The organism is Indolivaga macrotermitis (assembly GCF_900128985.1).
Lineage (GTDB): Bacteria > Bacteroidota > Bacteroidia > Bacteroidales > Dysgonomonadaceae > Dysgonomonas_A > Dysgonomonas_A macrotermitis.
Genome location: NZ_FQUC01000003.1, coordinates 207856 through 222084, shown reverse-complemented (window position 1 = coordinate 222084; position 14229 = coordinate 207856). Strand labels below are relative to the sequence as shown.

General features: G+C 39.2%; 10 protein-coding genes and 1 riboswitch. Of the genes, 4 read left to right on the top strand and 6 right to left on the bottom strand.

The features are described 5' to 3' along the window. Nucleotides 1-8 precede the first annotated feature (8 nt). The 4 genes from BUC12_RS06455 to cbiD are packed head-to-tail and all read left to right on the top strand — an operon-like array spanning nucleotide 9 to nucleotide 5003. Complete coding sequence (locus tag BUC12_RS06455; RefSeq protein WP_062177516.1) at nucleotides 9-1145, top strand: ABC transporter substrate-binding protein; 1137 nt, start codon at nucleotides 9-11, stop codon at nucleotides 1143-1145. Next, complete coding sequence (locus BUC12_RS06450) at nucleotides 1146-2177, top strand: iron ABC transporter permease (protein ID WP_062177513.1); 1032 nt, start codon at nucleotides 1146-1148, stop codon at nucleotides 2175-2177. Further along, nucleotides 2164-3183, top strand: a complete 1020-nt coding sequence (locus BUC12_RS06445) for an ABC transporter ATP-binding protein (protein WP_236689370.1) — start codon at nucleotides 2164-2166, stop codon at nucleotides 3181-3183. Before BUC12_RS06450 ends, BUC12_RS06445 begins: the two co-directional genes overlap by 14 nt. After that, entirely contained in the window at nucleotides 3180-5003 is a 1824-nt protein-coding gene (gene cbiD / locus BUC12_RS06440) for a cobalt-precorrin-5B (C(1))-methyltransferase CbiD (RefSeq protein WP_062177510.1), read from the top strand. Before BUC12_RS06445 ends, cbiD begins: the two co-directional genes overlap by 4 nt. Before the next feature lie 3 nt (nucleotides 5004-5006). On the opposite strand, the gene cobM is transcribed toward cbiD, so the two are convergent. From cobM to BUC12_RS06410, 6 genes are read right to left on the bottom strand one after another with little or no spacing between them, the layout of a single operon-like run. After that, the gene (gene cobM / locus BUC12_RS06435; protein ID WP_062177507.1) at nucleotides 5007-6827 is read right to left on the bottom strand and encodes a precorrin-4 C(11)-methyltransferase; all 1821 of its coding nucleotides are present in this window, start codon (nucleotides 6825-6827) and stop codon (nucleotides 5007-5009) included. Further along, entirely contained in the window at nucleotides 6820-8019 is a 1200-nt protein-coding gene (gene cbiE, locus BUC12_RS06430; protein WP_175552614.1) for a precorrin-6y C5,15-methyltransferase (decarboxylating) subunit CbiE, read from the bottom strand. Before cbiE ends, cobM begins: the two co-directional genes overlap by 8 nt. Before the next feature lie 3 nt (nucleotides 8020-8022). Further along, nucleotides 8023-9432, bottom strand: a complete 1410-nt coding sequence (cobJ, locus tag BUC12_RS06425) for a precorrin-3B C(17)-methyltransferase (protein WP_062177506.1) — start codon at nucleotides 9430-9432, stop codon at nucleotides 8023-8025. A 22-nt stretch (nucleotides 9433-9454) separates the two neighbouring features. Continuing rightward, entirely contained in the window at nucleotides 9455-10396 is a 942-nt protein-coding gene (locus BUC12_RS06420; protein WP_062177503.1) for a sirohydrochlorin cobaltochelatase, read from the bottom strand. Between the two features lie 17 nt (nucleotides 10397-10413). Further along, nucleotides 10414-11535: an ABC transporter substrate-binding protein gene (locus BUC12_RS06415; RefSeq protein ID WP_062177500.1), complete on the bottom strand. Its 1122-nt coding sequence runs from the start codon at nucleotides 11533-11535 to the stop codon at nucleotides 10414-10416. A 6-nt stretch (nucleotides 11536-11541) separates the two neighbouring features. Beyond that, nucleotides 11542-13737, bottom strand: coding sequence for a TonB-dependent receptor (locus BUC12_RS06410; RefSeq protein ID WP_070808561.1), 2196 nt, complete (start codon nucleotides 13735-13737; stop codon nucleotides 11542-11544). Nucleotides 13738-13786: 49 nt separating this feature from the next. Next, nucleotides 13787-13987: riboswitch (cobalamin riboswitch) on the bottom strand. Between the last annotated feature and the right edge of the window lie 242 nt (nucleotides 13988-14229).

Sequence of the window (14229 nt, the reverse complement as noted above, 5' to 3'; positions counted from 1 at the left end):
ATAATTACATGAAGAATATACTATATATCATTATTATTCCGGCAATCTTATTTCTTAGTTGCAATCAAAACAAAAAATCGGAAACTGCAAATAAAGAACATCCCAAAAACACAAGTTCTATAGAGATTAAGTATGCCAAAGGATTTACTATAGATGATTACGGGAACTACAAGTTGGTCAATGTAACCGACCCATCCGGAGAAAGTAATATAAGCTATAAATATGCCTTTTTAAACAGGGGAGCTGATAAAGAAGGTATCCCTGCGGATTATCAGATTATAGAGGTTCCTGTACGAAGTGCAATATGCATGACTACTTTGCAACTCTCCAACTTCATAAAACTAAATGCCCTGAATAAAGTTGTAGGAATAACCAGTACACGGTTTCTGTTCAACGAACAGATAAATAAGCAACTAAAGGAAGGTAAAACTAGTAAAATAGGCATAGAAGGCGAGTTTGACAGTGAGATTGTAATAGCTCTCAATCCCGATATTATATTAGTATCTCCATTCAAAAAAGGAGGATATGATGCCATTCGTAATTTGGATATTCCTTTGGTAAGTTTTCTCGGTTATAAAGAGAGCTCACCTCTGGGACAGGCAGAATGGATCAAATTTACAGCTATGCTTCTGGGTATTGAGGAACAGGCAAACAATCAATTTAAAGAAATAGAAAATCGGTATAATGAACTTAAAAAACTAGCTACGGCTGTTTCCCAGCACCCTAAGGTCTTGAGTGGTGAACTACATTCGGGTAACTGGTATGTAGTAGGAGGCAAAAGCTACCTAGCCCAGCTGTTCAGGGATGCCGGAGCTGATTACTTTATGCAGAATGACAATGAATCGGGAGGGTTTTACGTAGATTTTGAAACAGTCTATTCTCAGGGAGCAAAGGCCGATTACTGGCGTATGGTAAACAGTTATAACGGAAGCTTCACTTACGATGCTCTGAAACAGAGTGATGCCCGCTATGCAGACTTTGATGCATTCAAAGAAAAACGGTTGATCTATTGCAATTTACGAGAAAAACCATTTTACGAGAATACACCTGTAGAACCCGAGATTGTATTAGCTGACCTGATTAAAATATTCCATCCGGAATTACTTCCGGATCATAAAACTGTTTATTACGAATTACTTAAATAAATGAGACGTCCTGCTATTGCTTTTATTCTTATTTTTATTTCTATAGTGCTCTTTTTTATACTTAATCTGGTATTGGGGAGTATTTCTATTCCTGTCGGTTCTGTCTGGAATATTCTTCTAGGCACGAAGAAAGAGCCGGATATATGGGAAAATATAATCTGGAAATCCCGTTTCCCACAAACTTTAACGGCGCTCATTGCCGGTTCGGGATTATCTATCAGTGGATTACAAATGCAAACTCTATTCCGGAATCCATTAGCAGGGCCTTCCGAATTAGGTATCAGTTCGGGAGCGAGCTTAGGTGTTGCCTTTATAATTTTATTGTCGGGAAATATTGCCGGAACTGCCCTTATCAAAATGGGACTATTCGGAGAAATAGCCATATCTGTAGCCGCAATAGCCGGATCTATGGCAGTGATGTCAATTATTATAACAATATCCCGATATGTGAAAGGAAATGTCATACTACTCATTATTGGCGTTATGATAGGTTATATTGCAACAGCCATTATCGGTGTATTAAAATTCTTTAGTAACGATGAAGATGTCAGGGCGTATGTAATATGGGGACTGGGCAGTTTTGCAAAGGTATCGGGCAATCAGGTTTATACTTTTGTTTGTATTATGGCTATATTGATTCCTCTATCGTTCTTCTTAATAAAAACACTCAATCTGATGTTACTGGGTGAAGGCTATGCCCGCAATCTGGGTTTGAATGTCGGACGGGCACGGCTGTATGTTATAATTTGTTCGTGTGTTATTACCGCAATTATCACAGCCTACTGTGGCCCTATCGTTTTTCTGGGTCTGGCTGTACCTCATTTATGCCGTACAATATTTGTGTCGTCCGATCATCGGATACTTATGCCGGCTGTTACCTTAACCGGGGCCTCTTTAGCCTTGTTCTGCAATCTGGTGGCACGAATGCCGGGATTCGAAGGTGCTCTCCCTATAAATTCGGTTACAGCTTTGATAGGTGCACCTATTGTTATCTCTGTATTATTTGGCAAACGAAAGAATGAAATCGGCTAAATCTATGTATAAAAAAGAAAAAACAATAGAGATCAAAGACCTATCGATCGGATACCGTTCTAAAAAGAATACCAGAATCGTTGCCGAAAGCATTATATCCACAATATACAGCGGAGAACTTACATGCCTGCTTGGTTCCAATGGCATTGGCAAATCGACCTTACTGAGAACTTTAACTGGTTTCCAACCTCAACTAGTAGGCGATATTTTTATTTATAATAAGAGAATAAAGAATTATTCGGAAAAAGAATTGGCAACTTTAGTCAGTGTTGTACTGACAGAGAAGTTTGATATAAAAAACATGACCTCTTACGAATTAATAGGCTTAGGGCGAAGTCCGTATACCGGATTCTGGGGAAAACTGACACCGGATGACAAAAGACATATTGAAGAAGCCATTGATCAGGTCAAAATAAAAGACCTTTCTCCACGAATGGTCGATACATTAAGTGACGGGGAAAGGCAAAAAGTTATGATTGCCAAAGCTCTGGCTCAAGACACTCCGATCATTCTTCTGGATGAACCGACCGCCTTTCTCGACTTTCCGAGTAAGGTCGAAATAATGCAATTGTTGCATCAATTATCTCGAAAAACGAACAAGACAATCTTTCTATCGACCCACGATCTGGAACTAGCGCTGCAAATAGCAGATAAGATATGGCTGATGGACACTGAACACGGAATCCAGATTGGCACACCCGAAGATTTATCCTTAAATGGAAATTTAAGTAATTTCTTTGCCCGGAAAGGAATAGTATTTGACCAAAATACAGGATTATTCCGTGTTGAAAACGATTTTAACAGGAAGATAAAGGTATCCGGTTGCGGACAAAAATATGCTATGATACAAAAAGCTCTTTTAAGAAATGGTATTTTGGCTTCAGGAGATATTGACTCTGGTTTGTCAATCGATATTCAAGATAACCAAATTGTATTATATCAACCGGAACAGAAGCCCATACTTATTTCCAGTATTGAAGAACTATTAAATTATATTATCATATGATACTGATATTCGGAGGTACTACAGAAGGACGAATAGTTGCCACAGTTTGCGAAGGTGCAGCTAAACCCTTTTACTACTCGACTAAGAGCGAATCTCAGAAAATAAATACCGTACATGGTATTCACATTACAGGAGGGTTAGATGAGAAAAGTATGATGGATTGTTGTCTCGAAAAAGAAATCCGGTTGATCATTGATGCCGCCCACCCTTTTGCTGAAAGCTTGCATCAGAATATTGCTACTGTGGCCAATCGTATGAATATACCGGTAATCAGATACGAGCGTAACTATCCAGAGCAGGAAAGGGACTTACTTTGGTTTGACTCCTATAATGAGGCCATTAATTATCTTAAGAAAAACCATATAGACAAACTACTGGCCTTGACCGGAGTAAATACTATTTCTAAGTTAAAACCTTACTGGAAAAATAATACCTGCTGGTTCAGAATTTTGGACCGTGATGAGTCACGGTCTATTGTCTTGTCTGAAGGATTCCCAATGGACAAAGTCCTGTATTACCAACAGGGAGAAGAAGAAATATCCGTATTCGAGAAACTAAAGCCTCAAGCAATTGTAACAAAAGAGAGTGGAGAATCGGGTGGTTTTAATGAGAAGGTAAAAGCTGCCCGGAAACTTGGCATTCCGATGCTTGTGATCAGACGTCCTGTTCTGTCTCCAAATTTCATCAGTGTTTATGGCGAAAACGGGCTGAGAAAACAAATAGAAAAGCTTACTCCTGACTTTTTCGAGCTTAAAACAGGGTATACAACCGGTACGTGTGCTACAGCAGCAACTAAAGCTGCATTAACAGCACTATTAACACAGGAAATACAAACCGAAACAAGTATAACTCTTCCCAATGGCGAATGGATAAAGCTACCTATCCACTCTACAATTTTAAATAGTTCCGAAGTAAGCTGTTCTGTGATAAAAGATGCCGGGGATGATCCTGATATAACTAACGGGCACGAGATAATATCTACCGTACAATTAAACCTTAAGCACAAAGGAGTACGTTTTCTTCATGGAAAAGGAGTAGGAATGGTAACCCTACCGGGACTAGGTCTCAAAATCGGAGATCCTGCGATCAATAAGACACCACGTATGATGATGAAAAAGGAGGTATTTAAAGTAATGCGGCACTATCAGTATAAGCTACCGGATGAAAGCCTAAAAACGGGAATTGATATAACGATATCCGTTCCGGACGGGGAACTAATAGCCCTAAAAACATTCAATCCTAAACTAGGTATAACCGGAGGGATATCTATTATCGGGACATCCGGCATAGTAAAGCCTTTTTCGTCGGAAGCCTTTATAGCTTCCATCCATCGTGAAATGCAGGTTACAAAGGCTTTAGGATGCAAACACGTTATCATTAACTCAGGAGCTAAAAGCGAAAAATTTATAAAACAGCTATATCCCGATTTACCAAGTCAGGCTTTTATTCATTACGGAAACTTTATAGGTGAAACAATAAAGATTGCTTCCGACCTGGGCTTCCCGCAACTAACTATGGGAATCATGATTGGTAAGGCTGTGAAACTTGCAGAAGGGTTTCTTGATACACACAGTAAAAAAGTCGTTATGAATAAAGACTTTCTATCTTCTATTGCTAAAGATTGTTATTGTTCTGACCAAACAATAGCCTCGATACAAGACATGACTATGGCTAGGCAACTATGGGATATAATAAAGGAAAACGAGGCTACTTTTTTTGCCGAAATAATAAGAAAGTGCCATCAGGTATGTAATCCTTTACTTCCTGATGGCACTCTCGCAATATTATTGATCGACGAATCGGGTAATATAAGACAATAGAGCCTAAGAACGGAACATATGCTTAAATTGATGTGAATAGAGTTTCGATAATCCTTCCCGGTTACCGATCGCTTCACCCACAACAATCATTGTAGTTAGTATCAGACCATTCTCTTTCACTATCCGAGCCAGATTCTTCAACTCTCCCCTATATATCTTTTCGTCCTTCCATGTCAGTTTATAACATGCTGCTACAGGAGTTTCAGGTGGATAATGTTCTAATAGTTCAGCTTGTACTTGTTCTACAACTGTAGCACTAAGGAAAATACACATTGTGCTTTGCGAACGGGCCAAAAGATGTAATTTTTCTTTTTCCGGCATAGGAGTTCTACCCTCCCCTCTCGTCAGTATTATAGTCTGTACTTTTTCCGGGATTGTAAACTGGGACTCTAATGCAGCAGCTGCGGCCAGAAAAGATGATATACCCGGTGTAATATGATAAGACATATTGTATTTGTCGAAAAAGGCCATCTGTTCCTGTATTGCCCCGTAAATACAAGGATCACCTGTATGCAAGCGTACTACAAGCTTTCCTTTATCATAAAACTCCTTCATGATCGCAAACTGTTCCTCCAAATCCATAGATGCCGAACTTCGTACCGTTGCGCCTTCTTTAGCACAATATGTTAATTCTATAGGAACAAGGCTACCTGCATACAATATCAAATCTGCTGCTTCGAGGAATTGGCGCCCTTTTACCGAAATAAGATCCGGATCACCGGGTCCTGCCCCTACAATTTCGATATGTCCTTGCCTTACGGCATTTCTTGCTATTGCTACAGCAAATGTAAAGTCATTACCTTCGCTGAGTTTACCTTTTTGCTTTTCTAAAACCAGAGTTCCGTAATCCGCACTTTTTACAGCTGTCGATTCTGCAACGCCCGGTATCGAGGTTACTTCTTTCACCTTTTGAGACGGATTGGCTACTTCAATGTCTTTCAGGTCATCTGCTGTATAAATATGAACCGGTGTCCCATCAAAATAAGATTGTAATTTAGAAAGTAAAGGTTCTTCTTTTTTTAAATCTATAGTCGAAATATCTTTTACCGATAACATACTTATGTTTTTCTCAAACAATATCCGTCCGATATACTTACTGATCCCCTCCGGATTACAATTTTTACGACAACCGACTCCCAGATGCAAAACCTTAGGATGATAATAGATAACCGGTATTTCTATATCCGGATATATATATGGAGTAACTGCTATTAGTAGATCAAATCCGGATAAGTCAATATCTTCGTACTTATAAAAGATTTTCACATGTTCCGGGGCTGTGCGCTCCATATATAGAATCCCTTCATCTTTAATATCCAGCAATAAAGCTGTGGCTTTTTTATTTACAAAGGATGTCAGAGGTTCGTTGAAATTCGTCCTGTTCGAAGTTGTTTCCCATCCGAATTTCTTACCTATAGTATCGAGAGCCCAGAGATTCGTATTATCACTTTGAGTCGTAATCACAGCTTCTCCTGCGATAATACGGGCCAGACTTTCTGCCAGCTCATTAGCCCCTCCGACATGCCCCGACAGTACCGACACCACATATCTTCCTGTACTATCGATATTCACAACTGCCGGATCGGAATATTTATCTTTGATATGCGGAGCTATACTACGCACACATATACCCATTGCCCCAATAAAAATAATGGATTCATACCGGTTAAATATTTCGCTGACACATTCCCCTATCGATGTTATAAGAGTAGTACCTTCGATTCCTGATTTACTGAATATAGAAGAATCAGACAACTCTTTCACTATTGTTAGAGCTATTGGATACGCCAGTTCCGATGTTAATATTATTGCTCGTTTATTCATGTTTTTTGGTTGCTTTCATTACCTCGATGGTATTAAAATCATCGACTTTGATAGATATATTCTGAGCCAGAAACAAATTGTTCTCATTTATTGCATTTAGAAACATATGCCGGCTTTCGTCCGAGACCGAATTAAATACAATAACACCTTTATCATTCAACACACCCGATAGTTTAGTCACTATTTCACTCATTTTACCTCCATGCCCTCCAATAAAAACAGCATCGGGTTGCGGAAAATCTGTAATATCGGTTTCCGAGAAATCCCCTTCGATAGCTAGTATACCGGGAGTACCAAATTTTCGGGAATTACTTTCCATTAGCATCTTACCTTCTTTTCTTTTTTCAAAGGCATATATTTTTAAATGGGGAAATTGAATTTTTGCTTCTACCGAGACCGAACCTGTGCAGAAGCCAACATCCCAAAAGACGTTTTTTTCTCTCAAATCCAAAAGGCTAAGAGATAATAAACGTACCGGCATTTTGGTTATCATTTTTGTCCTGCCATTCAATAGATTAAACTCATTTTCGTGTATACCGAAAGGTCGGAACCGGTTACGCGTCTTTCGTAATATAAGGTTGTTCGGAAAAGCAAAGCCCTTATCAATTACTTCTTCCAAATTCAAAGTAGAGACTTTCTCGTATTCTTTGTTTCCTAATAATTCGCCGATATCCATCTGATAATTATCATAGCCATATTGCAGCATTCTTTTTGCTATATTGGCAGGCGTATGTTCTTTATTATCAGTCAACACCCCTATTTTTTCGTAACCTGAAATGATAGCTTCATCAAATTTATCCCACGGGCGTCCTGTCAAAGAGACAATGTGCATATCCTGATAAGGCATCAGCAAACGGTGAGCCAATAATTGTAAAGAATTGAAAGATGGAAACAAAATGATTTCAGCGCCGGGGACAATACGTTGTATAGTGTTGGCAAAACCAAAAAACAGAGGGTCGCCCGAGGCGAAAACAACAATCTCGTTATAACTATTGTATTGGAAAAAAACCTTATCCAAAGGGACAGTAATTTCTATCCATTGATTATTTTCGGGCAATAGGTGATTTACTATCTCCCGATGCCGCGCTCCTCCCGAAAATACAGTATGGGATGCTATTACCTCCGAAATTTCTTTCCCGAAATATTGCTCTTTATTATCGTCTATTCCTATTACATAAAACTTTATACCCATACTTCATACATCCCTGCCCGGTTTTAATTGTTCTGCATCGTCGAAAGTAAGAATGGCATTAACTAATGTTGCAGCCAGATTACTTCCGCCTTTCCTACCTTCTATAATCAATTTAGGAATACCGGAGAATGGTTTTGTCATGTGCTTGGACTCCTTCACATTGACAAAGCCGACAGGAGCAGCGATAATTCCGTTTGGTTTCGCTTTTCCTTTACGGATAAGTTCGCACAGTTCCATCAAGGCCGTAGGAGCATTTCCGAATACATACAAGGCATCGGGATATTCATCCACAGCTAAACGTATTCCGGCTTGAGTGCGGGTGATACCTTTTGACTTTGCCAACTCGGCTACACGTTCGTCATGCAAGTAACATTTCACTTCTATGTCTAACCGTTCCAATGCGCCCTTGCGAATACCCGAAGCTACCATAGTCACATCGGTGATAATGGTTTTAAGTTCTCCTTTAACGAATCTGTAATGGAGATTTTCTACGGCTTTTTCATCTGCATAGAAGATATTCTCCATATCGAAATCGGCAGTTGTATGGATGGCATGCAGCAATGCCCATTTTTTATCTAATGGAATATTTCTGTTTCTCAATTCACTATCGATAGTTCGGAAACTACGTATCATAATATCCTGACCGATACCGATATCTTCGTTTTTCGTCTCCCTGTAATATCCACGGGGCGTTACTATATACTCTTTGCCGAAAATATAGGATTGTGAATTACCAATAATAATGATGGTGAACATATCTATTTCTTCGGGATCAAACTCTCCCAAAGTCGTTACTTTTATTTCCTGTTCCTCGCGCCCTGCCTGACGCACATATCCTACAGGTGTTTCGGGAGAACGCTCTTTCAGAAATAGTTCGGTCAAACGATACAGTTGCCAATACCGCCCGTTGCTTTTAGGATTATAAATAGCGGTTACAAAGTCGGCGGAAGCCGCTGCTGAAATCCGCTTTTCTATCCTGTCCCAAGGTGTCATCAAATCGGAAAGGGAAATAATACAGAAATCGTGCCCAATGGGAGCCCCCAATAGAGCTGCCGCTTTTTGAAAAGCACTGATTCCCGGTAGTACTTCAACTTCAATATTACTTTGCTTCTCCTTTTTCATTTCGTATACAAGGGGAGCCATTCCGTATATACCGGCATCTCCCGAACTTATCACGCAAACGGTTTTACCTTCTTCAGCATAGCGGAAAGCTTCCTCAGCCCGTTCCCGTTCTTTCTTCATACCCGTATCAATGCATAATACATCTTTACCGATAACACCTTCTACAAACTGAAAGTAGTATTTATATCCTATTATGACATCGGATATTTTCACAGTCTGCAAAACAGCCGGAGTAATATCTTCTTCGGAACCGGGACCGATGCCCGCCACTATTATTTTCCCTTCTGACATGTATTATTGTTATTTCAGTTTTTTAATGATTGCCTTTTATTTTCTCTCCTGTCTTTTCATACACAGACTTTTTCTCCATAATACCGATTTTACGATGCCCGGTGATAAACTTCAAATGAGAGATATAGATATTCTGTATATTAGGGTTTTCACCTAATCCCTGCAGACTTACTTCTACGTGATACCCCTCTTTTTCGAGCCTTTCTTTCCAATCTTCGGCTATATCGTTTTTAGCATGGTCTCCGGCTACAAACATGAAGGGCATAAGCACTACTTTCTTCAAACCCGAAGATTTCAGCTGAGACAGCATATCTTCGTATTCGGGATAACCCTCGATAGTACCGACGAAACAGTTAGTATGGCCTTTTGCTTTCAGCATATAGTCGATCATTGCATATTGGGCGGTGGTCACATCGTACGTGCCATGCCCTACCCATATATATGCTGTGTCGTTATCATAACCGGGTGTTAATACCTCAATTACATCTTCGTAATCCTGAGGAGTATACAACAAAGGATTTCCTATACGGATGTCTTTAAAAAGGGATTGTACTTCTTCTACATTTTTACAGATAGATTCCATTTCAACCCCATCTATAATAGTGGATGACTGAATCAGTACATGGGTATATCCATCTGCATGTAACTGCTTTAATGCCTCTAATGGATTATTTTTCCTTATCCCTTCATTATCAGCAAGCCGTTTAATAACAATGCGTGAAGTGTATGCTTCCCTGAATTCGAGATCAGGAAATTCCTGCTTCACTCTATTGTTTAAAGCTTCGATAGTTACCTCGCGGGTGTCGTGGTGAGTTGTCCCGAAATGTATCATCAGTATAGCAGCTTTATCACCCTCCTGCATTCCTTCTAGAAAATCAGAGTGCATATAATTAGTTACACCATGACCTAAAGTTGTAGTGATTGCAAATAGTAATAATAAGGTGCTTAATAGTGTTTTTTTCATAAAAGCTTATTTTTCAGTTACTCGGTTAGTTGCTTAAAGTAGTTTAACTGCGTATCCGGGAATAAATATGGATGGAATATTGCAGCCATATCTTTCAATATCCGGTCAGGATGAATAGGCAGGTCTTCAAAATAATGTATCCGGTCGGTATTACACCCCCAAATATTCTTTTTCCTGAATGAATCGAACTCGGAATATATTCTATCCTCTCCTTTCAGCCTGTTATATGTAAAGTCTTCGGATCTGTTGTATTTAAGTAGCCAGATATCAGCAGATTCGGCTTTATCAAGTATAACTTCAGCAGACAACCTTATATAACCTGTCGTCGAGTCATCACTCCAAATATAGTCGCCGCCTGCATCGCGAATCATATTAGCCAGATAACTTTTGCCCCCTGCTATTCTCCATGTTTTACCATACTTCAGGTCATTAAATACCGAGGGTTTCTGAGGGATATCTTTTACCATGTCTTTTATTGCATTATAGCGGCGTTCTGTCTCGCTGAAAAGAGAATCGGCATAATCTTCTTTCTGATAGAACAATGCATGAAAGCGTATCCATTCAGCACGTCCAAGTGCCGTATCTTCCATATAATCGGTAGTTGCAATGACCGGAATATTTAATTTATCCAGATACCCTAAGCCTGTTTCCATTGCAGAAACAACAAGCGCAGCGGGTGTTAGGTCTATTAATTTTTCTATATCCGGTTTATGCATACTTCCCAGATCAATAATCTTCCCGCTGGTTAATTGTTTCCGGATGTAGGGAATATCAATATATTGCGCCTGACACACACCTGTTATACGACCTTGTTCACCTATTTCCTGCAACATGCTGCATTGAATAGTAGAAAATGCCACTACTGTTTGTAAAGGAACTTTTACTAATGTTCCCTCAGGCAAACCGGATGGAACCGGCTTATCCCTGTCGATCAATACATATTGGTAAAGAGTCCGGATCGTATCCCATGGGTCGCGTACCTTTATTAGTTTATACTCTTCGTGTATCTCTACACTGAATCCCCGGGCATACTTTAAGTCATACTTACCTACACTATCGTTATTTTTATGAGTGTTGGAAGTACAAGATATTACAGTACAGATGATAACTGCGGACAATATCCAATATGATAATCTCATATCCGGTTATTTACTGAATTTGATTTTCAGGCTGGCATAATATGTACGTCCGGGAGACAAGGTTGCATAGTTACGGTTAAATGGTTTGTCGTCAACAAAATCAAAAATATTCTCAATCCCGAATCCCGGTTCAAACACAAGTCCGTTTATACTTTTAAACGTATGGCGGGTTGCAATATTCCATAGCTGATAGGCACGGGCATCGTCTCCATCATCGTAATATCTGCGGCTTTGTAAACGTCCGTTTATATTGAAGTTAGACTTGAGGATACCCCAATCTTTGAACCAGTTAAGATTTACGTTCCCTGTATGACGACTAATTCGCTGAAGTCGCTTTCCGGTATCCAAATCTTTTGCATTGACATAACTGTATCCTCCTCCTAACGTGAAGTTAGCCCCTAGGTATGAGTTAAATGCAAGATCTATGCCTTGTATTCGTGATTTTCCTATATTATGATACGAAGACTTTTTATTATACCCTTCTGCTATTTCCTCGGGAGTTAATTCTACTTCATACGTATTTATCATATTCCTCAGGTTATTGATATAACCTGTTAATGAGATAGTGAGAAAATCCCTCACATATTCGGTATTAAGAGAATAATAGTTGGAACTTTCCGGTTTCAGGTCTTTATTACCTATGCTTAATGTCGTATTACCCCGGCTTGTAACCTCCGTCTTCATAAATAGTTGCTTTAATTCGGGAGTTTTGAAACCGGCAGCATACGATGCCCTAAAATTAAAATAATCTAGAGAATACATCGCACTTATCTTCGGTGTAACCCTGTTCTTAAAAGTTTCATTGTAGATATACCGAATACCCGGTACTATGCTTAATTTTCCGAACAAGTTTATTTCATCCTGGGCATAAAATGCCAATGTATACACATCTTTAGACCCGCCGATACTATCAGAAGGAGCATACAGATTATCCATTTTGTATTCTGTGCCAACTGTTACTTTATTGTATTTCCCTGCATAGAAAGAGCTTTTCAAATTAATATTATGATATTTCTGTCTTCTGACAAATTCTTCCTGCCCTGGGATAAAGACTGTTCCGTTTTTATCCGTAGTCTCTTTCAGATAGACTTTCGAGTATTCAAAACGGTCTGTATTCCAATCCAAAGAGATCACGCCATTGTTTTTCAACAAATATTTGGCTCCGGCTCCGAATGAATAATCAACGTATTTCATATCAAATCCGTAAGCACTTACCGGACGTTTAAACTTTTTATCGAATGCACTCCCTTCGACATACAAGCTCAACTCTTTTGTAGGGGTATACCCAAACCGTTGACTGAAAATATCGGAATAAAACCGTAACATAGCTTGTTTATCTGTATCAACCTCTTCTCCATTCAGCAGTTCTTTTTTATTTAACTGCCAACCATCAGCCTGATTACGCTGGAAAGAGGTGGCAGAAGAAAATCCTCCGGCATTCAGATATAGATTTATGTTTTGATTAAACTGCCCGTATTCAGACAGGCGTGTTTCTGTTGAGAAATTAAGAAGATCTTTAGGTCTATTGGTTATAATATTGATAACCCCGGCTATTGCGTCTGAACCATACAATGACGATGCCGCCCCTTTCAGGATTTCTATTCTTTTGATATTGCCCATATCGATTCTGTTCAGATCAACATTTCCACCAACATCTCCGCCTAGTTTTTTGCCATCGACAAGCACTAATATATATCTGTTGCTTAATCCATTGAGCTGCATATAAGAACCCATGGCATTGGGGGTAAACGAGAGTGACGGATTCAATGCGATCATTGCATTTTCGAAAGTAGGGATACTTGTATTTTGCAATTCCTTTTGAGAAATAACATCAATTGCTACCGGCGAATTTTTGAGCTTATTCAATGTACCTGTGCCTGTAACGACAACTTCATTTAATTTAAGAGGCGAATGCTTCATTTTTATTACGACGTTTCCTACCGAGCTATCAATCTGCTTACGTCCTCCTGTGTAGTCGAGTGCACTAACTCTTAGCAAATTACTTCCATCCGGAATCTTCTCCAGCGAAAATTCTCCTTTTTGATTGGTCGATGTTCCGATGGTTGTGTATTCAATCCAAACACTGGCACCGGCAATAGGTTTTTCGTCTTCGTCTACAACTTTTCCCTGCAAGCTCATCTGAGCAAACACAATGTTTACAGCGCAGCACAGCAATGCTGTCAGCATAAATTTCCTTCTCATTAAGAATGAAGTATAATAATTAATAACTCTATTCCTGACCCCGGGAATATTTATTACTTGTAGCTTGGCAGGTTTCCTGACTTGTTCCGTTTTGAGCAGCCTTCCCATTCTATAAAGAACAGTGGCAATGGTGATGCTCAAAAATTATATGGAATTCACAGTAGCGGGCACTGTTCCGGATTCTAACCGGATTCCCTTTTTATGTAAAAGACGAATGTCTGTTTACAGCACCTAAGCACCGGCAAAGGTATATAATTTTATATTAATAATAAGAAATAATTCTTAAATAAATGAACAAAAATAAAAGACGTATTTTCGTTTGATTCAGACCACAGATTTGAAACGAAAGAAGCCTCTTGCTTACCAGCAAAAGACTCTCAAAAAAGCAGACTATTGTGTCGAGATTGTAAATACTCTCCTATGAGTAAATATTATATAGTTTTACCTGATTAAATATTTCGACCAATTTCTCTCGAATCAAGAGACAGTGAA

Coding starts and splice junctions, on each gene's coding strand:
- BUC12_RS06455 (WP_062177516.1), top strand. CDS start 9: ATGAAGAATATACTATATATCATTATTATTCCGGCAATCTTATTTCTT.
- BUC12_RS06450 (WP_062177513.1), top strand. CDS start 1,146: ATGAGACGTCCTGCTATTGCTTTTATTCTTATTTTTATTTCTATAGTG.
- BUC12_RS06445 (WP_236689370.1), top strand. CDS start 2,164: ATGAAATCGGCTAAATCTATGTATAAAAAAGAAAAAACAATAGAGATC.
- cbiD (WP_062177510.1), top strand. CDS start 3,180: ATGATACTGATATTCGGAGGTACTACAGAAGGACGAATAGTTGCCACA.
- cobM (WP_062177507.1), bottom strand. CDS start 6,827: ATGAATAAACGAGCAATAATATTAACATCGGAACTGGCGTATCCAATA.
- cbiE (WP_175552614.1), bottom strand. CDS start 8,019: ATGGGTATAAAGTTTTATGTAATAGGAATAGACGATAATAAAGAGCAA.
- cobJ (WP_062177506.1), bottom strand. CDS start 9,432: ATGTCAGAAGGGAAAATAATAGTGGCGGGCATCGGTCCCGGTTCCGAA.
- BUC12_RS06420 (WP_062177503.1), bottom strand. CDS start 10,396: ATGAAAAAAACACTATTAAGCACCTTATTATTACTATTTGCAATCACT.
- BUC12_RS06415 (WP_062177500.1), bottom strand. CDS start 11,535: ATGAGATTATCATATTGGATATTGTCCGCAGTTATCATCTGTACTGTA.
- BUC12_RS06410 (WP_070808561.1), bottom strand. CDS start 13,737: ATGAGAAGGAAATTTATGCTGACAGCATTGCTGTGCTGCGCTGTAAAC.